Genomic DNA, 24,399 nt, shown 5'->3' on the forward strand with positions numbered 1-24,399 from the left:
GAGGTAAAAAATAAAAAACTTTGCGAACTTTGCGCTTAAGAAAAAAGAAATAATGGCAAAAATACTTACAGGCGTTCAAAGTACCGGAACACCGCATTTAGGAAACTTACTTGGCGCAATCATTCCCGCAATAGCATTATCAAATAAACCTGAAAACGAATCCTTTCTTTTCATTGCCGATTTGCATTCGATAACTCAAATAAAAAACGGTGAAACCTTACGAACCAACACCTACAGTACCGCTGCAGCTTGGCTTGCCTGCGGTTTGAATGTGGACAAAGTTGTTTTCTACAGACAGTCAGATGTGCCTCAAACGGCGGAATTATCATGGTATTTGAGTTGTTTTTTTCCTTTTCAACGCTTGACATTAGCGCATTCTTTCAAAGACAAAGCTGATAGACTGGAAGATGTAAACGCTGGTTTGTTTACGTATCCAATGCTAATGGCTGCCGATATTTTATTATACGACGCAGAATTGGTTCCCGTAGGAAAAGACCAATTGCAACACGTTGAAATCACTCGCGATGTAGCATCCCGTTTCAACCACCAAATGGGAGAAACTTTCGTACTTCCCGAAGCCAAAATTCAGGAAGACAGCATGTTGATTCCGGGAACCAACGGTGGAAAAATGAGTAAATCAGCCAATAATATAATCAATATATTTTTGGATGATAAGTCCTTACGCAAACAAGTGATGAGTATTGAAACCGACAGCACGCCGCTGGAAGATCCTAAAAATCCAGATACGTGCAATGCTTTTGCTATTTATTCTTTACTGGCAAATGAAGAACAAATCGCGGCGATGAAAGCCAATTACCTTGGTGGAAATTATGGCTACGGCCACGCAAAACAAGCGTTGTTTGAATTGATTACAGAGACTTTCAAAACCGAAAGAGAAAAATACAATTACTACATCAATAATCTTAATGAAGTTGATGCTTTACTCAAAAAAGGAGCCGAAAAAGCTTCATCTGTTGCCAATGGAGTTCTGGCAAGAGTGAGAGAAAAACTAGGATTTGAGGTGTAAAATCCATTTTTAAAACATATAAGTCGTGTAAGTTTTTTTATAGTTTTATTACTATTTCACGAAAACTTACATGACTTATATTTTAAAATCAAATCGCCTCAAACAATTTCCCCGGCAGAGGTCGTATCACGCCTTTCAATTCCATATTCAATAGCATTCCAGAGATTTTATAAATAGGAAAATCACAGCGTAAAGCAATAATATCCATCAGTTCTTTACCTGTTTTAAGGAGGTAATCATATACTTTTTGCTCGTCATCGTCTAAGCTTACAAACAATTGTTTCTGTACGGGTTTGGATTCCTTCTGGATATCCCAATTTAAAATATAAATCAAATCTGCGGCACTGGTCAAGACATTTGCTTTTTGGGTTTTTATCAGGTTGTTGCAACCTTGGCTGTATTTATCCGTAACACGTCCCGGAACTGCAAAAACATCACGGTTGTAATCATTCGCCATATTTGCCGTAATCAATGAACCTCCCCTGTCTGCTGATTCAATTACGATGGTAGCTTCAGACATTCCTGCTACGATTCTGTTTCTTTTTACGAAATTTTCTTTATCAGGATTAGAGGAACTCCAAAACTCGGTCATAAAACCACCGTTTTGCTCGACTTTCGATACATATTTTTTATGGGTTTTCGGGTAAATTTGGTTTAAACCGTGCGCTACTACTCCTATCGTCTGTAAATTATATTCCATCGCTAATTGGTGTGCAACAATATCAACACCATAAGCAAAACCACTCACAATTATAGGATCTAGCGTAGCCAAATCTTCTATCAATTTTCGGCAAAATTCCGTTCCGTACGAGGTAATTTGGCGCGTTCCTACAATGCTGATTATTCTTCTGTTTTTTAAATTGATATTACCCGATGTGAATAATAAAAGTGGTCCGTCAATACAATGTTTCAACCGTTCCGGATAGTCTTCGTCCTGAAAATAAACCGCATTGATTTCATTCGTTTTTATAAACTCCAGTTCCTGAGTTGCTTTTTCGAAAACCGATTTGTCTCTTAAATTTTTCAGCAAAACAGAGCCTACTCCATCAATAGCAGCAAGTTGCGATGCCTTTGTATTAAAAACCGCTTCTGCAGTTCCAAAATGAGTAAGCAGTTTTTTGGCTATTATGTCGCCCACTCCTTCTATTCTTTGCAATGCCAATAAATAAAATAAATCCTGCTCTTTCATATGTAGATAATACTTGTTTTTTATTGGAATATGGAATACGCCAGTTTAAAAAAATCTTTATTTATGTTTGTATAACGATTAAACATGGCTATTTCATGCTAATTATTTGAGAGTGAAATGTATAAATTTTTATGCGGATTGTTAATAAAAATTGTGAATAAAATTTTGATAACTATTTTGGTTGTATAACTTTGTAAGTATGAAAATCGAACTATACCTCGCGCAGCTTTTATACCGTTATCAATGTGTTACCGTTCCCGGTTTCGGAGCTTTTTTAACCGAAATCCAATCGGCTAAACTAAACGAAAGTACAAATTCATTTTCTCCACCCAAAAAAATGATTGCTTTCAATGCAAATTTGAAAAATAATGATGGTTTATTAGCCAATCATATCGCTTTAGCAGAGAAAACGTCTTATGAATATGCCGTAAGCGCAATTCAATATGAGGTTTTTACTTGGAAAAAAGCATTAGAAGAAAACGAGCTTATTTCTATAAAAAATGTAGGTGATCTTCGTTTGAACGCAGATAAAAACATTGTTTTCACGCCTTACGATCAAACGAATTATTTAACCAGTTCTTTTGGGTTGGCTCCTTTTGTTTCACCACTTGTAAAAAGAGAAATCTTCGAAAAAGAAGTGGAAGCGATTGAAGAAAAAGCAACAATCACATTAATTCCTGAAGAAACTAGAACAGCGAATCCGTATTTAAAATACGCTGCTATTTTTGTGTTAGGATTAGGACTTGCAGGAAGTGTTGGTTATCCAATGTATCAAAACCAAATCGCCTCAGAAACGATTCTTGTTGAAACTGCCGTTCAAAAACAAGTTCAAAATAAAATTCAGCAAGCCACTTTCTTTATCGAAAGCCCAGTTCCAGCTGTTACACTATCCATAAAATCTGATAAGGAAATAAAAATGCCCTATCACATTATGGCCGGCGTGTACCGAGAAGAGAAAAATGCGAATAAAACATTGCGAATTTTGAGTCGTTTAGGATATGATGCGAAACGTATCGCTCCGAACAATAATGGTTATTTTCCAGTTTTATATGGCAGTTACGCCACTTTTGCCGAAGCAGAAAAAGCAAAAAAAGAAATCAATGAAAAGCACAATCCCGAAGCTTGGATATTAATTCAATCACTATAAAAACAAAAACCCTATTCTTATCGAATAGGGTTTTTTAGTTTTAGCGCTTTCTTGTTTTAATTCAAACTCGCTTTATACATTCTCGCTTCTTCCCAAGAGAATTTATGACCGTGTTTTTCCATCATAGTATTCAGTGATTCTTCTTTATATCCGGCAAAAGCAGTTGCTAAATCCTGCATTTTATCCTCCGGTAAAACTTCCGAAATAGATACCGCTTTGGTTTGTATCAACTTCACAAAATGGGAGTAAATCGTTTGTTTCGTCAACACTCTGATTGTAGCAATATCTTCAATTGATTTCTTTTCCACCCACAATTCGTAGGTTTCCTGAACTGTTGATTTTTTAGGCACTGCTGTTTTAGATTTCTTCGCAGTATAACGTTCCACGTCCCTATCGTCTTCAATCAGCGTAATATTTAATTCCTTGAACTGATTTTGTATGGCTTCCGTTTTACTGCTAATGTAATTTTTTATGTCTGAAGACGTCAATTTCTCTTTCGAAATGGTCTCTCCTGCAACAACTGTTTCAATCAATAATTTGGCCTTCATTAAGCGCAAAACGGCTTTGGTTTGCAACTCTTCCAGTACTATTAATTCATCATAAAATGCTTTTACTTTTTTTATGCGCTTAACTTCTTCAATTTTCCAAAGGACTTCAAAAACCAAATCGTCCATTGGTTTTAGGAAATAACTGAAAGCCGCTTGAATACGTTCCGAAACATGATTCAAATCGACAGTTTCCTGACCAAAAAGTTTATTCAATTGTGAAATGAATTTTTTGGATGGATCCAAAAGCTGTTCGATGACTTCCGTTTGTTTTTTGGCCCAAACCGCATGTTTGGATTTCTCCGATATTTCTGATTTTTCGTTATAACTGAATTTATGATTGCGCCATTCCTGAGCCAAATCATTCCAATCGAACGTGTTTATCAGATAGTTATGGATGAAATTTTTGGTTTCAAAATGCAAGGCATTCTCTAAAAACGAATCCGAAGCTTTGTTTAATGAATAATCCATCACATCCTGATCGTTTGAAATACCGTTCATGCGCAGCGGAGAAAGCAAAATAAGCCCTTCTAACGAGCGTAAACGCGACAATGCGACATAAGCCTGCCCAGGAAGAAAAACCTGCGAGACATCAAGCGCAGCTTTGTCAAATGTCAATCCCTGGCTTTTATGAACCGTAATTGCCCACGCTAATTTAATGGGATAATGCACAAAAGTTCCCAGAACTTCCTCCTCAATTTCCTTGGTGGTTTCGTCTACTTTGTAACGAATGTTTTGCCATTCGTATTTTTCGACTTCTATGGTTTTGTTTTCTTCGGCAAAATGAACCAGAATTTCCTGACTCGAAAGCGATTTGATAACACCCATTTTTCCATTGAAATAGTGCTTATCAAACGACAAATCATTTTTTACAAACATAATTTGCGCGCCCACTTTCAACTGCAGTTGTTGTTCCACGGGGAATATCTTGTCCGGAAAATCTCCTGTTATTTCGGGTTTGTAAACTACCAACTTTCCTTCCAGATCTTCCAAAGCCTGCGCATTCATCGTATCGGCTTTATTGTTGTGCGTGGTTAATGTGATGTATCCTTTGTTTGTTTTTAAATCAAAATCGGGTTTTACGTATTGGTTTAAAGTTTGAATGTCTTGCTGCGAAATCTGGTTGTTACGCAGGTTATTCAAAACCGAAATAAACGTATCATCGGTCTGGCGAAAAATCTTAGATAATTCAATGTATAAAGGCGGATGTTGCTGCACAACGTGCGAATGAAAAAAGAACTTTCCTTTGTAATAGGTTTTCAGCGTACGCCATTCTTCGTCCCGAATTACCGGTGGCAACTGCAATAAATCTCCAATATACAAGACTTGGACACCACCAAAAGCAGTGCTTTTCTTGCGTACCGTTTGCATCATATAATCCATAGCGTCCAATAAATCTGCTCGAAGCATACTCACTTCATCAATAATTAACAACTCCATATTGCGAATCACTGATTTCTTCAAACCGCTCATTTTGAAATGCCTGCGCAACGTAGCTTTGGTTTCAAATTTGGTGCTTTCGGAAAATTGAGGCGATGAATTATCCGGAATAAATCCTCCAAACGGCAACTGAAACATGGAATGAATGGTAACACCGCCAGCATTTAGCGCGGCAATTCCTGTTGGAGCCACAACCACTGTATTCTTGTGCGTGGTTTGGATAATTTCCCGTAAAAGGGTGGTTTTTCCCGTTCCTGCTTTCCCAGTAAGGAAAACGGATCGATGCGTTTGATTGATGAATCTTAAGGTATAAGCGGCGGCTTCTGAAATGGTTTGCATTAGGCGTGTATATATAAAGCTAAAGTATTGAAAATTAGGAATACTATTTTATTTTTTGGTAAACATTTTATGCTAATAATCCGAATATTTTTTAGCCCCGATAGTAGCGGAAATCCTCGAAATTTAGAAAGTGATTTTTTTTCTGGCCAGAAAAGAGCAACTAAAAGAAGCTCCTTTTATGGGTAAGAAAAAACACTTTCTAAACGAGAGATTACTTCACTATACTTTCATTTTAATTGGAGTTCAGTGAACTACGTTTACAGCGGATAGCGGGAAATAGCTTCAAAAAAAATGCCTTCAATCTAAAGCTAGACGAAGGCAATTTTTTGAATTAATATAAAAAAATTATTTTTTAGCTTCTGCTTTTTCTTCTGTTTTAACAGGTGCTTTGTATTTGTCGTTCAAGGCTTTGATAATTTCTTTTGTGATATCAAATTTATCTTCAGCATATAGAATTGAAGCCGCGTCACCTGTACCGTAGATGTACGCATATCCTTTTTCTTTACCGTATGCTTTGATGAATTTTTTCACGCCGCTTACTAAAGAATCCATTTCTTTTCCACTCTCCACTTGCAATTCCTGAGACAACGCTTGTTGTGCATAACTTAATTGTTGTTCTTTCTTTTGTAATTCAGCACCTTTTTGTTGTGCCCACGCTTGACCGTTTGCTTGTGCTTGAGTTTGAAAGCTCGCAGCTTCTTGCTTGAAACGATTAATTTCAGCTTCTAGTTGTCTTCCTTTTTCTTCTGCTTTTGTTTTATATTTTGCTTCAAGGTCTTTTGCCTCTGTATATTCTTTCATTAATTCAGAAGTGTCTACGTAAGCTGTTTTTACTTCTTTAGCTGCTTCGGCTGGTTTGTTACAAGCAACAATTGAAATTGATAACGCGATAATTAATAATGCTTTTTTCATTTTGATAAATTTCTAGTTTTGAGTATTGGTGACAAAAATATAAAAAAATAGATAGCATTGACATAAAGTTTAAAAAATGCTACTTTTTTATGATATAGTATTTTATTATTATGATTAATGAATGTATAATTTATGACTATTAAAAACGGGCTTCATATCTTTTAATTAAGAGAATTAGTTTTAAAATCCAACAACAACCCTCGATTTCATTAAAAACCACCCTTAAATGCGCTTAAAATGATTTTTAGTTGTTTTTTAGGATGTAAATGTGTGAAGAATACTCAAAATTCTTCTTCGCTTTCAAATTTGATTGCAATCCGACAAAAAAGGCTTTAACATAATTCATTTTACCGGTTTTGTATTTTTCAGAAAGTAAACTCACGTAAAAAGAATCAAATTTCATAGGAAGTACTTTTACCAATTTTATTTCTTCTTTTTCGAAAAGCATTTTTATTGCCGTTTTAGAGAAATGCCAAAAATGAATAGGCACATCATAAGCAGCCCAAAACTTACCGTAATGTTTTGCATCGAAAGATTTGAAATTTGGAACAGCAATAATTAAAGTTCCGTTCGGTTTTAATAATCGTTTCAATTCTTTGATTTGGTTTTCTAAATTTGGAACATGTTCCAAAACATGCCACATCGAAATCACATCAAAAGAATGATTATCTAATTCGCTGGTGTCCCCAACAAATGAAACACCTTTCTTTTTTGCAATCGCTTTTGCTTTTTCGCTTGGCTCTACTCCTATAGTATTCCAACCGTTTTCTTTGGCCACTGATAAAAAATCTCCTGTTCCGGCACCAATATCTAAAATGCTTCCTTTGTTTGGTTGCAATGAATTGATTAAATTCAATTTGTTTTTAAGTGCAATGTTTTTCACGAAATGATATGCTTTTTCAAACAAAGATCTTTTACTATCTGTGTGCGAAATATAATCAACGCTTTCGTAATACTTTCCTAAATTTTCTAAACTGGGTTGCGGAGTCGTAATCAGCATGTCCAATTTATCATCATGATACAAATCGAAAATTTCCTGAGAAACAGAATAATCTTTAACGGTTAAAAAAGGCTGTTGTTTTGAAATGTCCATTAATTAATAGTGCTTTTATATTTTAATTTTAAACTAAACCCTGAAAACACCAAAGGATGCTTTCAGGGTTGAAATATTTATTTTTGTGATTCTTCAATTACAGCAAGGCTTCACAGCGTAGTTTCACGTGGAACAAAATGATTGTAGATTTCAGATTAACGATTTTTGATTCCAGATTTAAATAAAAAAATCGTTAATCTGAAATCTGCAATCTTAAATCTTATCGTCCCATATAAATCAGCAACACCGAAACATCACTTGGCGAAACACCACTGATTCTTGATGCTTGCGAAATAGTTACCGGACGAATCTTGCTTAATTTTTGTTTTGCCTCAATCGACATTGATTTGATTTTTTCATAATCAAAATTCTCTGGGATTTTCACATCTTCTAGTCGAAGCAATTTATCAGCATTGTTTCTTTCCTTTTCTATGTAGCCAGAATACTTGACTTGGATTTCGGCTTGTTCCAAAATTTCTTGGTCTAAATCATTCTCTGCAACATAAGCTGCGACCTTTTCAAATTTCATGATATCTTCTAAATCAATTTGCGGACGAGAGAATACTTTGAACATTTTATCTCCTTGTGTTATCAACGCTGTATCTTTTGATTCTAAAATAGGATTTGCTTCCGCAACCGAAACGCTCGTTTCTTTGAAGAAAGCCACCATCTTTTCAGATTCGTTTAATTTATGTTCCATTCTGCGCAAACGCGCTTCTGATGCCAAACCTATTTCATGTGACATTGGCGTCAACCTGAAATCAGCATTATCCTGACGCAACAACGTTCTGTATTCTGCTCGAGACGTAAACATTCTATAAGGCTCCTCAGTTCCTTTCGTAATTAAATCATCAATCAAAACTCCGATGTACGCTTCGTCCCTTTTTAAAATTAACGGCGCTTTTTCATGTACTTTTAAATGCGCATTAATTCCTGCCATCAATCCTTGAGAAGCCGCTTCTTCATATCCTGTAGTTCCATTTATTTGTCCGGCAAAATACAAACCTTCTACAAGCTTTGTTTCCAAAGTATGTTTCAATTGTGTCGGTGGGAAATAATCATATTCGATTGCATAACCCGGTCGAAAAAATTTTACTTTTTCAAAACCTGCAACAGAACTTAATGCTTTAAATTGAATGTCTTCAGGAAGCGATGTCGAAAAACCATTAACATATACTTCACAAGTATTCCATCCTTCTGGTTCCACAAACAATTGGTGTCTTTCTTTATCGGCAAAACGATTAATTTTATCCTCAATAGACGGGCAATATCTTGGTCCAAGACTTTTTATTCTTCCGTTAAACATTGGCGAACGATCAAAACCTTCTCTCAAAATATCATGAACATCAAGAGACGTGTACGTCATATGACAAGACCTTTGATGAACCAACGGAGAAGTAACATCCGAATAGGAGAACTTATCCGGTTTAGCATCTCCTTTTTCTTCATTCATTTTCGAGTAATCTAACGAACGTCCATCTACTCTTGGAGGTGTTCCCGTTTTCATACGTCCCGATTCAAAACCTGCAGCAACTAAATCTTCGGTGATTCCATGCGCAGCGCTCTCGCCTGCTCTTCCTCCGCCAAATTGTTTTTCGCCAATATGAATCAAACCATTCAGAAAAGTACCATTAGTCAAGACAACCGATTTAGATCGAATTTCAACTCCAAGAGAAGTTCGGATTCCTTTTATTTTTCCATTTTCAATAATCAAACCTTTAACCATTTCTTGATAGAAATCAAGATTTGGAGTTCCTTCCAACATCATTCTCCACTCCTCAGCAAAACGCATACGGTCACTTTGAACACGCGGCGACCACATTGCAGGACCTTTGGATTTATTTAGCATCTTGAACTGGATTGCAGTTCTGTCCGAAACAATTCCCGAGTATCCTCCAAGCGCATCAATCTCACGCACAATTTGTCCTTTGGCTATGCCGCCCATCGCTGGGTTGCATGACATCTGGGCAATATTCTGCAAACTCATTGTTACCAATAAAGTTTTTGAACCCAAATTTGCAGCGGCGGCTGCAGCTTCTGAACCTGCATGCCCTGCACCCACAACGATAACATCATATTCATTTAGAAACATCTTCTTTTATAATTTAATCCTAGTTCAGGATTGTAATTTTGAAATCTATATTTTGTTCCACGTGAAACATTGCAAACCTATTTTCAAACCAACTCTATATGTTCCACGTGAAACACTTTTGATTTGAAAATTTGAAAGACACTATTGTTCCACGTGAAACATAGCGATTTTTTCATCTTCTTTAGAACGCATTAAAAGCTCTTCGGCTTCACCTTTGTCCTTATAACCGCAGTAGTGCAAAATTCCATGAACTAAAACGCGCTTTAATTCTTCTTCAAAAGAAACATTAAAATCAGTTGCATTATCTTTTACTCTTTCGACAGAAACAAAAATATCACCATGCAATTCATTACCCATAGAATAATCAAAGCTGATAATATCTGTTAATGTATCGTGATCAAGATACTCAACATTGATTTTATGTAAATACTCGTCGTCACAAAAGATATAATTTATCTCTCCTTCTTTCTTATTTTCCGAGGTAATAACATTTCCTAACCAAGCAGCTGTAGCTTCTTCGTTGTCTAAATTAAAGTCGGTTTCGTAATTAAAATTGATCATTTTTTATTAAAATATTCTTGAACCTTTTGATTAAAATTCGAGCGCAAAGGTAAGGATTGTCTATTTAATATTTCTATGCTATTTAAATAATCTAATAAAGCAGCTGGCAGCGCATTAGATTGATTATTAAACTCCTTTTTATTAGTTTCAGATTGGCGTTTATTTTCCTCTCCTTGTTGCTGAATGGCAGAATTCAATTTCAATAATTCCTGTTTTACATTAAGTATCTTTTGAAGTGTTTCGTTCTTGAAACCTTTATTCAACAATTGTTTTTCAATTTGCTTCATTTGTTCCAAAGTGCTTTGTCCATTGCCACCCAGTCCTTGTTTGTTCAATTCTTTTTGCAATGCTTCACGTAATTGTTTTTGCTCTTTATAAATTTCCATTATAGCTTGAGCGTCACTTTCGCCACCCTGACCCTCTTGACCTGATTCGCCAGGTTTAGCTTGCTTGCCGTTTTGTCCTTTTTGACCTTCGCCAGGCTTCTCGCCTTTCTTCATTCCGTCTTTCATTTTCTCGCCAAGACCTTCTTGCTTTTTAATAATATCCGGCAATTGCATTTCTTGTCCTTGACCCGGTTTAGGTTTACCAGACCCCATTCCTGACATTTGCATTTGCATATTGTTAAGCATATCACTTAGGAAATCTGCTAATTTGTTAGCCGCAGAAATGGTATATTGTTGATGCGACAAACCTTTTGAAACTTGAGCATCGATTAAACTGGACAAAGACTTATCTACGTTGTAAACTACATTGCCAATCTCTTTAGTAATATCCTCCGCAATTTTAGGATTGCGCAACGACATCCCAAACAAGCTATCATCAACATGCTTGAACTGTTGTTTTAAATCCTGTTGCACTTTGATGTTTTTATTGAACGCTGGAGATCCTGATTTATGCTTTTTAAATTGATTCATCAAGTCTTCTTGGGACAAAGAAAATGCTAATAGGTTGTCCAAGATTTGTCTTAACATGGCAACATCTTCTTGCAACTGTTCCATATCACCTTGCTCCAAAGTTTGTGCCATTTTTTGTGCCATCTCTTTCATCTTTTTGGACGCGCTTTTTTGATTAGGCTTTGCTTTATCCTTTTTGTCTTCCTTCAATTCCTCAGAAGCTTTCTTTAAATCCTCATCAATACTTTTTTCTTTAGCATCATCTTTAGGTAAATCCAAAGGTGATTTTAATTCCTTGTTTTCTTTATCCAAATCATTTAAATCTTCTTGGATTTTGTCAAACTCAGTATTAATATCTTCTTGCTTGTCTAGTTTGTTTTCCTTTTCATCATTAGATAACTTATCTTGTTTCTCAGAAAGCTTGTCCAATTTGTCTCCTAATTGTTCTGCTTTCTTTTCTACATAAAACCTCTTTGTCAACTCTACTAATTGTTCTAAATTCTTAGTTTGGTTTTTACTGTTTTGTTTAAATTTATCCAACTTAGTCAACAACTCTTCATTCTGAATTTTATCGTTTAGTTCTTTCAATTCATCTAAAAGTTTCTGGTTTTTTTCCAATTCCTTTTCCGCTTTGTCCATTCGTTTTTGAAGCTCTTCTTTCAATTCATCCTTTTTATCGGTTTTGAATTGCTCTAAATTATCGTTCATTTTTTTGGTAAATTCCTTCATCATCTCATCTTGTTTCATTTGACGCTTAATGAAATCATTTACTTTTTGCTGATCTTTGAAATCCAGATTTTCTTTTTCTTTTCCAGTTTTTTGCAACTTCTCCATTTCAGAGATTTGCTTATCCTGGTTTTTTAAAGACTTCTCTAAACTGTTAATGTTATCATTTTGCTGTTGCAAAATTTGATCTTCCTTTTCTTCATTTGTGGAAACACGATTCGAGAAAACGGAAGACTTTGTACTTTTGAAATTATGGATTGCATCGTTATCAAAAACTTCAAAGTAATAATCATAAGACACGCCTTGCTCTACAGGAAGATTACTTGGAAACGAAAATACGAATTGATCAAAAGCACTTTTCTTAATAGCAATTGTTCCACGTTTAGCAGTTTGTGGTTTCTCTCTTTCGTAATAAACAATCTGAAGTTTAGACAAACCATTATCATCTGAGATTTGACCTAAAACATAGTTCTTAGCCACCTTCAAACTGTCTGGTGCATTGTTCACATTGATTGTTGGGAACTGATCTTTGACAATTGTGAGCTGATAATTGAGTTTTTCGTAGTTTTTTACCTTCTCATTTGAAGTAAGAATTTGATAATCTGTGTTTTGAACTATATTTTTTGATAAAACAAAGGTGTTTTCTGTTTTTGAAAAAGTAGCTTTCGAGATTCCATCCATCCACACTACATTTTGTGTGGCTTGTGTGATCATTTTCCAAGTCACACGTGTTCCTTCCGGAATAACAGCATTTCCTGTTCCTTTGATAGTTTCTGATTTTTTATTCAAATACGAAGGAAAGTTCAACTGCATTTCAAAATTAGCAATCGATGGAACAGTTATCACTTTTAATTCATAATCCGGAGAAGAAATAGCATTTCCCTCCACGTGGAACAAAATATTTTCTGAAGGCTTTACCATCTTAAATTGAAACTCTCCCGCTTTAGTCGATTCCATAAAATAACTTTCATCATCAATAAAAATCATCGCATTCTCAGGAACTACTTTCCCTTCGGTTTTAATGCGAAGAATAAAATCCTTTCCTTGCTCCGTTTGTAAATTAGAATTAAGAACTACAAATTTAAATGGAGCAGGTGGCAAAAAAGTCGAATTGAAGTGCACTACTCTATTCAAACTTTGAGAAATCATATTGCTGTTTCCGGAGAAGTAAAAAAAAGCAAATAACAATATTGGAATCAAAGCCAAAGGGAAATATTTCCTGTTAACATTATAGTTTATAGCGTTACCAAAAGGAATTGGTTGCAACGCATTGGCTTTTTGTTCAATCGAAGCAGCTAATAATTCCGATTTTATTTGATGCTCGTTCGGATTTGATAATTGTAAAAAGTTAGTCAGCTTGTCACTCACTTCCGTAAAATGATTTCCAATAATTGACGAAGCCTGATTGTAATCGATTCCTTTTTGAAGTTTGAATAATTTAAAAATTGGAAACAAAATAAAACGGAACAACAGATACACTTCTACTCCAATGAAAGTCCAAAATAAAATGGTTCTTCCCACTGGCTTGAGCCAAAGAAAATATTCAACAAAAAGCGTAAATAGGAAATACAACAATCCTAAACCGATAAAGAAAATAGTTCCCCGAATCAATTCGTTAGTGTAAAACTTTCTGATGAAAGCTTCTAGTTTTTGATAAATAAATTGCTGAGTTTCCAAAATTTATGCTTTGTTTTTTGTAACCAATAAAAGTAACAATTTATATGAATAAAGAAATGTTAAAAATTATCAAACTCATTAATCTTACATTATCTCATTTTCAGATAATAACATGAGAAATCGAATTTGTATCTTCGCAAAAAATTTACAGCAATGTCTAAACAAGTTCGGGTGCGTTTTGCACCAAGTCCAACTGGACCTTTACATATTGGCGGCGTTCGTACCGCATTATTCAATTATTTGTTTGCCAAAAAAAACAATGGTGTTTTCTTCCTGAGAATTGAAGATACAGACCAAAACCGATTTGTTCCGGGTGCCGAAGAATATATCATGGAAGCACTGGAATGGTTAGGAATTGCACCAGATGAGACTATTGGTAAAAATGAAAAATTTGGTCCATACCGTCAAAGCGAAAGAAAAGATTTGTACCAACAATATGCTGCTGAATTAATCAATTCCGGAAATGCGTATTATGCTTTTGATACAGCAGAAGCTTTGGATGCAGCACGAAAATTAGAGGAAGAACAAGGAAAAACATTTATTTACAATCATACCAACAGAGAAAAACTGGACACTTCGTTAGTAATTCCTGCAAACGAAACTGCTAAAAGAATTGCTGCTGGCGAACATTATGTCATCCGTTTTAAAACTCCAGTGAATGAAACGTTGCATTTGCATGACATCATTCGTGGTGATGTGAAATTTGAAACGAATCTTTTAGACGATAAAGTATTGTTTAAAAGTGACGGAATGCCAACGTATCATTTGGCTAATATTGTGGATGATCATTTAATGGAAACATCTCACGTAATTCGTGGTGAAGAATGGTTGCCATCAATGCCTTTACACGTTTTATTGTACAGAGCATTTGGTTGGGAAGCACCGGAATTTGCACATTTACCATTGATTATGAAACCTGTTGGAAACGGAAAATTATCCAAACGTGACGGTGACAAAATGGGATTTCCTGTATTTCCATTGGATTGGAAAACCGCAGAAGGCGTTTCATCAGGTTACAGAGAAAAAGGATTTTTCCCGGAAGCCGTAATCAACTTTTTAGCATTATTAGGTTGGAACGACGGAACAGATAAAGAATTATTCTCGCTGGAAGAATTAGTGGAAGCATTTGACTTGAACAGAGTTCATAAATCCGGAGCTAAATTTGATCCGGAAAAAAACAAATGGTTTAATCACCAATATTTAATCAAGCAAGAAGATGCAACTTTGGCGAAAGCCTATGCTCCTATTTTGGCTGAAAAAGGGTTTTCTGTTGATGAAAGTGTCTTAACAAAAGTGGTTTCTTTAATCAAAGAACGCGCGCATTTTGTTTCGGAATTTTGGGAAATGAGTGATTTCTTTTTTGCGGCTCCCTCTTCGTATGATGAAAAAGCAAGCAAAAACTGGAAAGAAGAAACTCCCGCGTTAATGCAGGAATTAATTTCTGTAGTAGAAGAAATCACCGAATTCACTTCTATGAATATCGAAACGATTGTAAAAGACTGGATGACGAAAAATGAAATTGGAATGGGGAAAGTAATGCAACCATTTCGTTTGAGTTTGGTTGGTGCGCTGAAAGGTCCACACCTATTTGATATTGTTGAAGTAATTGGTAAAGAGGAAACGGTTAAGAGAATTCAAAAAGCAATAGCAAGTTTGTAAGCTAACAAAAATATTGTTTACCGGAAAGGCATCAAATTCATAAGTTCTAATTTATGAATTTGATGCCTTTCCTTTTACGTAAATTAGAATTTATCTATTAAAAAATAGTATTAGAAAGTAAATAAACATTTTAATTTGTAAATTGTGAGATAATTTTTAACTAAAATAAAAACATTATGAACATTGCTTTAATTATCCTACTGGTCTTTGGGTTTTTCATTTTACTTTCCTCCTTTTTTACTGTCAAACAACAAACAGCTGTTGTTGTAGAGCGATTCGGAAAATTTTTAAGTATCAGACAATCTGGCTTGCATTTGAAAATTCCTTTGATAGATAGAATTGCAGGACGTGTCAATCTAAAAATTCAACAATTAGACGTTATCATTGAAACAAAAACTAAAGACAACGTTTTTGTGAAGCTAAAAGTTTCGGTTCAGTTTATGGTTATCAAAGAAACCGTTTATGACGCATTTTACAAACTGGAATATCCACATGATCAAATCACTTCTTATGTATTTGATGTCGTTCGTGCCGAAGTTCCAAAACTAAAACTGGACGATGTATTTGAAAGAAAAGACGATATTGCCATTGCTGTAAAAAGAGAATTGAATGAAGCCATGACTACTTATGGATACACAATCATCAATACTTTAGTAACAGATATCGATCCGGATATTCAAGTTAAAAATGCCATGAACAGAATAAATGCTGCCGACAGAGAAAAAACGGTTGCTGAATTTGAAGCAGAAGCATCCAGAATTAGAATTGTAGCTAAAGCGGAAGCAGAAGCAGAAAGCAAGCGGTTACAAGGACAAGGTATTGCAAACCAACGAAGAGAAATTGCAAAAGGTTTAGTAGAAAGTGTTGATGTTTTGAACAGAGTTGGTATCAATTCTCAGGAAGCTTCAGCATTAATTGTAGTAACCCAACATTATGATACGTTGCAAGCTATTGGTGCTGATGCCAATTCAAATTTGATTTTATTACCAAATTCTCCACAAGCCGGAAGTGACATGCTTAATAACATGATTGCTTCGTTCAGCGCTTCCAATCAAGTAGGTGAATTAATGAAAAAGAGAAATGGAAAAGGGAATTCCAGAAGAGAAAATGCTATTGAATTACCTGAAGAACCAGAAACTCCCGAAACAGAAGAATAAACTACTTAAATCATAAAAAAAGAGGCTTAAACGCCTCTTTTTCTTTTTGCAAACCAATTTTTGATAAACGGTATTGCTTTATTAAGTATGAATGGTGCTGCCGTCGATACGATTGCTCCATAAGGAATAACGGAACTATACGAACCTATTAAGTCACTAACAATGTTTTGAGGTGTAAAGCTTTCTTTCGTTTTCTTTACACCAAAAACCAATTTTTGATAACTGAGTTCTTTTTCAATTTTTAAAATTTCTAGTTCTCTGTCAATTTGAGCATAAGAAGAATATTTTTTGGTTTCCATAATTTAGTCGTTAAAAAATATTTCTGAAAATTTCTCTAATATTGGTCCTTCTACAATTTTATCTTTTATTAAAAATAAAAGGCCCGTTATCAAAGTATACACTCCTCCTATTATTAAAAATCCCAACGGATAACTATCTAAATATTTACCAATTGCCATTGCTCCTGCAATTGAACAAAAAAGTAAAACCATACTGAAACACAAAAAAATCAATGTGAACTTAAGAATCATGGTCGTAGATTTCATTGCTACTTTAAAACCCCATAATTTATAATAAGCCACATTGCTCTGGATATACCCTTGTATTTGTTCCTGAATATCCTCCGTGTTTTCTTTTAATTCCTCAAAAGCCATAATTTTATTTTAAAATGTTTAGATAATCAAAAAAAATTATTTTTGAAATTTAGCGTTTTGTCTTTTTAACTCCGCTAATTTATCTTCTAAAAAAGAAATAACTTCTTCCGTTTTATGACTCATGTTTGAAATCAAATCTTCATAAGATTCTTCTAAGTCAAATTTAGCAGTTGTCAATTTATCATTTAACTGTGAAGATACCGTATCAAATTTATTTTGTAAATCATGTTTGGCATCATCAAAACCATCTTTGATTTTTCCTCTAGTTTTTGATCCTTTATCTGGTGCGTACAAAATTCCTATTCCAGCTCCAATAGCAACTCCTGTCAAAATAGCCAATAATGTATTTCCTGTTGAATTCGACATAATTTTAAATTTTAAAAGTTTGTTTTATAAAGATACGGATTTATTAACAACAAGCCGTTAACAACTCGTTAAAGTGCATTTTTACGGGGTAAAAAGCAAATATAAGTGAGCTGTTGCACGTTTATTTAAATTCTATATTCGTACTCAATTATTTTAAAAAACAGCCTTAAAATCAATTTATGAATGTTATTTTCGATTGAAAAAAAATATCAAAAAAAATATATTTATAAGAAATTACAATAATAAAAAAGCTCTCTAAGAAGAGAGCTTTTAATTGATAAAATCTATAATAAATATTTTAAAATTATATTTTAAGATCATTTAATAATTGTAACACTTTTTCGTTTTTCTCGTTTATTTTTAATTCTGAGAGCTGTGTTTCAAAAAGAGTAAAATTATTCAAATCATTTTGTAAATTTTCAATTGCCAAAATTCGAACGGCTGCCATTTGACTTTTCAATGACATCGTGTATAATTTAGTCAAAGCTTCTTCTTCGATATCTTTTACCTGTACTTTATCAGAATGATGTAAAATCAAATTAGAAAACAATAACGAGTTGTTATCATTCTTAATATTTTTGACAATAGTCTGAATAATTAAACTGTAATTATCGATACTTTTGATGTTTTCAACAATGCTGTTTAGAATCAAATTGGCATTATTCTCATCCTTTTCTTTTACATATTTATTGATTTCTTTTTGCGTATTCATCAATAAATTTTCTTCTTTTTTACCTTTTTCTTCCCAAGCATCTTTCAATCCAACGGTTTTATTAAAGACAATTTTACCTTCGATTGTATCGTTATCCACATTGAAATAACCCAAACGTTGAAATTGGAATTTTTCTCCAGATTGAACCGTTGCCAAGCTTGGTTCTACAAAACCTTTTACAATTTGCAATGAACTAGGATTCATAAATTCTAAGAAGTTTTTCTCTTTATGACTGTCTGGTGCTTCATCAATAAACAAGCGATCGTAGAGACGAACTTCTGTTTCTAAAGCATGTTGTATCGAAACCCAATGCAAGGTTCCGGCCACTTTCCTTTGACTGGCTTCGCTCCCACTTCCGCTTCTGCTATCTTCGTCATACGTTACATGAATCTCTGTAATATTTCCAGCAGCATCTTTTATAACACTTTCTCCTTTAACAATATAAGCATTTTTAAGACGTACTTCTCTTCCTAAACTCAATCGGAAAAACTTAGCCGGAGCATCTTCTAAAAAGTCTTCTCTTTCAATAAATAATTCTTTTGAAAAAGGAACTTTTCTAAATCCTGCGCTTTCGTCTTCCTGATTATTTTCGGCTTCTAACCATTCTTCTTTATCTTCCGGATAATTAGTGATTACCAATTTTATTGGATCTAAAACAGCCATAACTCTAGGAGCCGTTTTATTCAAATCTTCGCGTAAGCAAAATTCCAAAAGTGAAAAATCGATTATATTTTCTCTTTTGGCAACGCCAATAATATCACAAAACTTACGAATAGAATTCGCTGTATAACCTCTTCTTCTTAATCCTGAAATGGTAGGCATTCTTGGATCATCCCAACCATTTACTATATTTTCCTGTACTAATTGCAACAGTTTTCGCTTGCTCATTACGGTGTAATTCAAGTTCAAACGCGCAAATTCATATTGATGTGGTTTTACTTTTGAGTCATCATAAATTTGGTCCAAAAACCAGTTGTATAATTCTCTGTGCATTACAAATTCTAAAGTACAAATAGAATGTGAAATTTGCTCTATATAATCACTTTCTCCATGTGCAAAATCATACATGGGATATATTTTCCAATCGTTTCCAGTTCTGTGATGATGGCGGTGTAAAACACGATACATCAATGGATCACGCATCAACATATTAGTCGAAGTCATATCAATTTTGGCACGTAAAACATGGCTTCCTTCCTCAAAATCTCCATTTTTCATTCCTTCAAACAAGGTAAGGTTTTCTTCAATAGAACGGTTTCTATAAGGTCCATCAACTCCAGGTTGTGTTGGCGTACCTTTTTGCGCAGCCATATCTTCTGACGATTGACTGTCGATATAAGCCTTACCATTTTTAATCATTTTTACAGCCCAATCGTACAATTGTTGGAAGTAATCAGAAGCATATCGTTCTTCGGCCCAATTGAAACCCAACCATTGTAAATCTTCTTTTATAGCATCTACATATTCTTGCTCTTCTTTGGCAGGATTTGTATCGTCAAAACGCAAATTAACTGGCGCATTGTACTTTAAACCTAATCCAAAATTCAAGCAAATTGATTTGGCGTGGCCAATATGCAAATAACCATTAGGTTCTGGTGGAAAACGGAAACGTAATTTATCTTGAGGAAAACCGTTTGATAAACTGTCTTCAATGATTTGTTCTATAAAATGGAGTGATTTTTCTTCAGTTGACATTTTTTTGTTTTATTTTAGCAAAGGTAAAAAAGTTTAAGGTTTAATGTTTAATGTTTCCATAGAAACCTATGAAAAGTTAGCAATTCCAATTTAAACTTTACACTTTAAACAAAAAAATAAAAAAATGGGAATTATAAAACTTAAAAATATCAGAACCTACTCCTACCACGGTTGTTTAATCGAAGAAGGAAAAATTGGGTCTGACTATACCGTAAACTTAGAAGTGAAGACTGATTTGAGAAAATCCAGTATATCCGATGATTTGAAAGATACTGTGGATTATGTGCTTTTAAATCGCATTGTTGTCGAAGAAATGGCTATTCGTTCTGACTTATTAGAACATGTAGCACACCGTATTTTGACGAGAATATTTGAAGAAATTCCAGAAATATCCAGAATTATTGTAGCGGTTTCTAAACTAAATCCTCCTATTGGCGGTGATGTTGAAGCAGTTACTATTGAATTAGAAGAATACAGAAGTTAATTTAAAATATTTTTTAAAACTTTTAAACTTTAATCTTTTAAACATTAAACTTTTTAAGTACTTTTGCCATCCGTTTAACCATGGCGTCGTGGCCGAGCGGCTAGGCTGGGCTCTGCAAAAGCTCCTACTCCGGTTCGAATCCGGACGATGCCTCTAAAAGAGATACATAAATGTGTCTCTTTTTTTTGTTTTAATTTTTAAGAAAATTAAGTATCAAGTTTTAATGAAACTTAATTTCTTAATGGTTTAAAAAACTTATATGACTTATATGTTTAAATAAAAAAGCCCTGAATCTAAATCAATTAGAGTCAAGGCTTTTACTATTTTATAAAAATTATTATCTATTAATTATCGATTTTATCAAATGCTTTTTTAACCATTTCTTTTTCTTCCGGGAACCAACCTTGGGTGATTAAAACCATTCCGAAAACCATCATTACAATACTGATTCCTTTTTTAATTTTTAGAATATTTACTGGTGTTAGTTTTGTTTTTAATTGCTTCGCCAAAAGAATTTTGATACAATCAACAAACAAATAGGTTCCAATAACTGCAATAAAAAAAGTGATCATTCTGGGTGTTTGCATTTCTAGTTTTGGTCCAACAGAAATAATGATTGCCAGCCAAAAACCCAGTACACCAATATTGATAATATTCAACAAAAAACCTTTTATGAAAAGGCTTATATAATTTTTTTTTACAATTTCTTTGTCAATAATATCCGTATTGATTTTCTGTTCTTTTTTTAATTGTATGAAGGAAATTATACCATAAGCCAACATTAATACACCTCCAAAAATAAAAAGAGCCGGTTGATCTTTTAAACTTTGAATCAATCTGTAACTTCCTAAATATGCAATTCCAATAAAAACAATATCCCCTAAAATAACTCCTAAATCAAATACTAAAGCCGCTCTAAATCCTTTTATAATACTTGTTTCCAGTAAAATAAAAAAAACAGGACCAATCATAAAACTCAAGAAAATTCCCCAAGGAATACCAGCTAAAATGTCGTTTATCATTAAAAATTTAAATTTATTACGCTAAAATCTAAACCAAAGTACTAATTTTTTTCTAAAATCGTACCGCCAATGAATACTTCCTTGTTAATCTGTTTTGGTTTACCGTAGATAAATATAGAGCCACCAGCACGAACTTTTGCATCAACTAAGGTAGAAGCATGAATTTCTGATTTTCCGCCAGCAGCAACGCTTATTGTAGTTTGTGAAGTCTCTAAATCCTTAGCGTTTAAAATTCCGCCAGATGTAATTACAACATCTTGATTTTTCGCTTTTCCTGATAAAGTAACTATACCACCGGCATTCGCTTTGATGTTTACTTTATCAACATTTATATCTAAATTAATTTCTCCTCCAGATTTTGCATTCAAATCTAAGCTTGTTTGTTTGAAATCTTTTTCACTTGAAACATAACTTCCCTCACTAACTGCAATGCTTTCCAGGTTTTTAAAATATAATTTAACAATAATATCATCTCCGGATAATAATTGAGGAAATGGCATTCTGATTTTTAATTCTCCATTTTTATTCACCGTTTCCACTTCGTCAGCGCGTGCTCCGGTTACTACAATTTTGTTTTCTGAAGCTTCAATTAATTTAACATTGATTTTATCAAAAACTTTAACTTCATCAAAATCTCCTAAGTTTCTGGTTACTTGAGCGTTTGCAAATTGACTTAAAAATACAAAAGCAATAATTATTAATTTTTTCATTTTTTTTATTTTAACGGTTCTTCAATTCTTCTTAAAAAATTAAAATCCAGTTGTTTTTTAACTAAATCGGCATTTTTTACTTTAACGTAAATTTCGTCTCCTAATTGTAATAATTTTCCAGAAGTTGCGCCGGTTAGTGCATATTGTTTTTCGTCAAAGGTGTAATAATCATCTTTTATATCTCTGATTCTACACATTCCTTCACATTTATTCTCGATGATTTCAACATAAATTCCCCACTCTGTCACACCAGAAATTACTCCTAAAAATTCCTCATCCTGATGATCTTGCATGTATTTTACCTGCATGTATTTGATAGAATCACGTTCTGCATTGGTTGCCAAACCTTCCATTGTTGACGAATGCAAACATTTTGTTTCATATGTTTCTTCATCAACAGATTTTCCTCCGTCCAGATAATGTTGCAACAATCGATGCACCATTACATCGGGATAACGACGAATTGGTGAGGTAAAATGCGAATAATAATCAAAAGCTAAACCGTAATGTCCTATGTTATCCGTAGAATATTTGGCTTTACTCATACTTCTTATTGCAAGAGTATCAATTAAATTCTGCTCTTTCTTACCATTTACATCTTCCATTAATTTATTCAAAGCTTGTGAAATAGAACCTTGTTTAAAATCAATTTTATGTCCAAACTTGGCAATAACAGCTTGCATCGCAAAAAGTTTATCCTCATTTGGTTCATCGTGAATTCTATAAATGAACGTCTTTTTTTGTTTTCCAATATATTCTGCTACTTTTCTATTGGCCAAAAGCATGAACTCTTCAATCAGATGATTCGCATCTTTCGAAACTTTAAAATAAACGCCTTGAGGTTCGCCGGCTTCATCTAAATTGAACTTCACCTCTACTTTATCAAAAGAAATAGCTCCTTCAGCCATTCTTCTTTTTCTAAGAATTTTAGCTAATTCATCCATTTTTAGCGTTGCAGCAACAATTGCTGCTGAAACTTGATAGGAACTTCCTGTAATCGAAATTTCTTCCGGAATCACATCGTCCTTCGTTTCGATGATGTATTGCGCTTCCTCGTAAGCAAAACGCTGATCAGAATAAATTACTGTTCTTCCAAACCATTGATTCACTACTTGAGATGTTTCAGTGATTTCGAATATGGCCGAAAACGTATATTTTTCTTCATTTGGACGTAATGAACACGCAAAATTTGATAATACTTCGGGTAACATTGGCACTACTCTATCCACTAAGTAAACCGAAGTTGCTCTTTGATACGCTTCATCATCCAAGATTGTTCCTTCTTGAAGATAATGCGATACATCGGCAATGTGAATACCAATTTCGTAATTACCATTTTCTAGTTTCTTGAATGAAAGTGCATCATCAAAATCCTTCGCATCTTTTGGATCAATGGTAAAAGTCAGCGTATCACGCATATCGCGACGTTTGGCAATTTCACTTTCTTCTATCGAAGTATCAATTTTTTGTGCAAACGTTTCCACTTCAATAGGAAACTCTGACGGCAAACCGTATTCAGCAAGAATTGCATGGATTTCTGTATCGTGCTCTCCAGGTTTCCCTAAAACTTTTATTACAGAACCAAAAGGACTGTCCGCTCTGGCTGGCCAATCTTCGATGTGAACCAAAACTACATCTCCTTGCTCCGCCTCGCCTATTTTATCCTTTGGAATAAAAATATCAGTGTACATTTTTGGATTTGCTGTAGAAACAAAAGCAAAATTAGCTTGAATGTCAATAACACCTACAAAATCGGTTTTATGTCTTTCAAGGACTTCAATTACTTCACCTTCTGGTCTTTTTCCTTTTCTACGATTGTAAACATAGACTTTAACAATGTCTTTGTCTAAAGCGTGGTTTAAGTTATTTGTAGGAATAAAGACATCTTCTTCCATATCAGTACAAACAAAATAAGCTGTTTTACGTCCTGTCATGTCAATCTTACCTTCGTAATACTCTTTACTTTCAGCTTTCACTAAATATTTACCTGGTTCTGACTCTATAATTTTATTTTGCGAAGCCAGAATCTTCAAATCTTTGATAATTTGATTTCTGCTTTCGGTATCGTCAAGCTCTAGCTTTGCTCCTATTTGTTTGTAGTTGAATGCTTTATTAGCACTTTGCGATAATATTTTTATAATTTTTTCAGAGAAATCTTTCCCTTTTTTTATCGGCTTTCTTAATCTTTTACTCATAAATCTGTTCTTAAAAGTCTAAAATTACAAAATACTAAACTGTTATCAGTAAAGAGAGCACAGTTTTAAAGAAAATATAACTTTACAGAATAGTTGTATCTT

At 34.0% G+C, this 24,399-nt stretch carries 19 protein-coding genes and 1 tRNA gene; 6 read left to right on the plus strand and 14 right to left on the minus strand.

Annotation, left to right across the window (positions count from 1 at the left end; all coding sequences use genetic code 11):
- Positions 1-52: 52 nt before the first annotated feature.
- Entirely contained in the window at positions 53-1,027 is a 975-nt protein-coding gene (gene trpS, locus BC952_RS01980) for a tryptophan--tRNA ligase (protein WP_121364028.1), read from the plus strand.
- A gap of 88 nt (positions 1,028-1,115) precedes the next feature.
- Here trpS and dprA read toward each other — a convergent pair whose 3' ends face one another.
- Entirely contained in the window at positions 1,116-2,216 is a 1,101-nt protein-coding gene (dprA, locus tag BC952_RS01985) for a DNA-processing protein DprA (RefSeq protein ID WP_121364029.1), read from the minus strand.
- A 199-nt stretch (positions 2,217-2,415) separates the two neighbouring features.
- On the opposite strand from dprA, the gene BC952_RS01990 reads away from it, so the two are divergent.
- Positions 2,416-3,363, plus strand: a complete 948-nt coding sequence (locus BC952_RS01990; protein ID WP_121364030.1) for an HU domain-containing protein — start codon at positions 2,416-2,418, stop codon at positions 3,361-3,363.
- Positions 3,364-3,419: 56 nt separating this feature from the next.
- On the opposite strand, the gene BC952_RS01995 is transcribed toward BC952_RS01990, so the two are convergent.
- From BC952_RS01995 to BC952_RS02020, 6 genes are all read right to left on the minus strand, one after another.
- A complete protein-coding gene (locus BC952_RS01995; RefSeq protein ID WP_121364031.1) occupies positions 3,420-5,687 on the minus strand; it encodes a helix-turn-helix domain-containing protein in 2,268 nt (755 codons plus the stop codon).
- Positions 5,688-6,032: 345 nt separating this feature from the next.
- Positions 6,033-6,599: an OmpH/Skp family outer membrane protein gene (locus BC952_RS02000; protein WP_121364032.1), complete on the minus strand. Its 567-nt coding sequence runs from the start codon at positions 6,597-6,599 to the stop codon at positions 6,033-6,035.
- Positions 6,600-6,843: 244 nt separating this feature from the next.
- Complete coding sequence (locus BC952_RS02005; protein WP_121364033.1) at positions 6,844-7,692, minus strand: class I SAM-dependent methyltransferase; 849 nt, start codon at positions 7,690-7,692, stop codon at positions 6,844-6,846.
- Positions 7,693-7,912: 220 nt separating this feature from the next.
- Positions 7,913-9,784, minus strand: coding sequence for a tRNA uridine-5-carboxymethylaminomethyl(34) synthesis enzyme MnmG (gene mnmG / locus BC952_RS02010; protein ID WP_121364034.1), 1,872 nt, complete (start codon positions 9,782-9,784; stop codon positions 7,913-7,915).
- A gap of 141 nt (positions 9,785-9,925) precedes the next feature.
- Positions 9,926-10,345, minus strand: a complete 420-nt coding sequence (gene ybeY / locus BC952_RS02015; RefSeq protein WP_121364035.1) for an rRNA maturation RNase YbeY — start codon at positions 10,343-10,345, stop codon at positions 9,926-9,928.
- Positions 10,342-13,644: a hypothetical protein gene (locus BC952_RS02020; protein ID WP_121364036.1), complete on the minus strand. Its 3,303-nt coding sequence runs from the start codon at positions 13,642-13,644 to the stop codon at positions 10,342-10,344. The genes ybeY and BC952_RS02020 overlap by 4 nt, the downstream gene beginning before the upstream one ends.
- 153 nt (positions 13,645-13,797) lie before the next feature.
- On the opposite strand from BC952_RS02020, the gene gltX reads away from it, so the two are divergent.
- Both gltX and BC952_RS02030 read left to right on the plus strand, forming a co-directional pair.
- Positions 13,798-15,303, plus strand: a complete 1,506-nt coding sequence (gene gltX / locus BC952_RS02025; RefSeq protein ID WP_121364037.1) for a glutamate--tRNA ligase — start codon at positions 13,798-13,800, stop codon at positions 15,301-15,303.
- Positions 15,304-15,479: 176 nt separating this feature from the next.
- The gene (locus BC952_RS02030; protein ID WP_121364038.1) at positions 15,480-16,460 is read left to right on the plus strand and encodes an SPFH domain-containing protein; all 981 of its coding nucleotides are present in this window, start codon (positions 15,480-15,482) and stop codon (positions 16,458-16,460) included.
- 26 nt (positions 16,461-16,486) lie between these two features.
- On the opposite strand, the gene BC952_RS02035 is transcribed toward BC952_RS02030, so the two are convergent.
- The 4 genes from BC952_RS02035 to BC952_RS02050 form a co-directional block, all read right to left on the minus strand.
- Complete coding sequence (locus tag BC952_RS02035; protein ID WP_113635775.1) at positions 16,487-16,759, minus strand: DUF6327 family protein; 273 nt, start codon at positions 16,757-16,759, stop codon at positions 16,487-16,489.
- A 3-nt stretch (positions 16,760-16,762) separates the two neighbouring features.
- On the minus strand, positions 16,763-17,113 hold the full coding sequence (locus BC952_RS02040) for a phage holin family protein (RefSeq protein ID WP_121364039.1): 351 nt from the start codon (positions 17,111-17,113) through the stop codon (positions 16,763-16,765).
- Between the two features lie 36 nt (positions 17,114-17,149).
- Positions 17,150-17,479 carry a YtxH domain-containing protein gene (locus BC952_RS02045; RefSeq protein WP_121364040.1) on the minus strand — a complete coding sequence of 110 codons (330 nt, stop codon included), beginning with the start codon at positions 17,477-17,479 and terminating at the stop codon, positions 17,150-17,152.
- A gap of 304 nt (positions 17,480-17,783) precedes the next feature.
- A complete protein-coding gene (locus tag BC952_RS02050; protein ID WP_121364041.1) occupies positions 17,784-19,886 on the minus strand; it encodes a glutamine--tRNA ligase/YqeY domain fusion protein in 2,103 nt (700 codons plus the stop codon).
- Positions 19,887-20,010: 124 nt separating this feature from the next.
- On the opposite strand from BC952_RS02050, the gene folB reads away from it, so the two are divergent.
- Both folB and BC952_RS14800 read left to right on the plus strand, forming a co-directional pair.
- Positions 20,011-20,370, plus strand: coding sequence for a dihydroneopterin aldolase (folB, locus tag BC952_RS02055; protein ID WP_121364042.1), 360 nt, complete (start codon positions 20,011-20,013; stop codon positions 20,368-20,370).
- A gap of 82 nt (positions 20,371-20,452) precedes the next feature.
- A tRNA-Cys gene (locus BC952_RS14800) sits at positions 20,453-20,523 on the plus strand.
- 191 nt (positions 20,524-20,714) lie between these two features.
- On the opposite strand, the gene BC952_RS02060 is transcribed toward BC952_RS14800, so the two are convergent.
- Genes BC952_RS02060 through rnr form a run of 3 tightly spaced genes read right to left on the minus strand, consistent with a single transcriptional unit; the run spans position 20,715 to position 24,297 of the window.
- Positions 20,715-21,392: a LysE family translocator gene (locus BC952_RS02060; protein WP_113635764.1), complete on the minus strand. Its 678-nt coding sequence runs from the start codon at positions 21,390-21,392 to the stop codon at positions 20,715-20,717.
- Between the two features lie 41 nt (positions 21,393-21,433).
- Positions 21,434-22,102: a head GIN domain-containing protein gene (locus tag BC952_RS02065; protein ID WP_121364043.1), complete on the minus strand. Its 669-nt coding sequence runs from the start codon at positions 22,100-22,102 to the stop codon at positions 21,434-21,436.
- 5 nt (positions 22,103-22,107) lie between these two features.
- Positions 22,108-24,297: a ribonuclease R gene (rnr, locus tag BC952_RS02070; RefSeq protein WP_121364044.1), complete on the minus strand. Its 2,190-nt coding sequence runs from the start codon at positions 24,295-24,297 to the stop codon at positions 22,108-22,110.
- Positions 24,298-24,399: the final 102 nt, after the last annotated feature.

Source organism: Flavobacterium limicola (genome assembly GCF_003634755.1).
In the GTDB taxonomy this organism is placed as follows: Bacteria; Bacteroidota; Bacteroidia; order Flavobacteriales; family Flavobacteriaceae; genus Flavobacterium; species Flavobacterium limicola.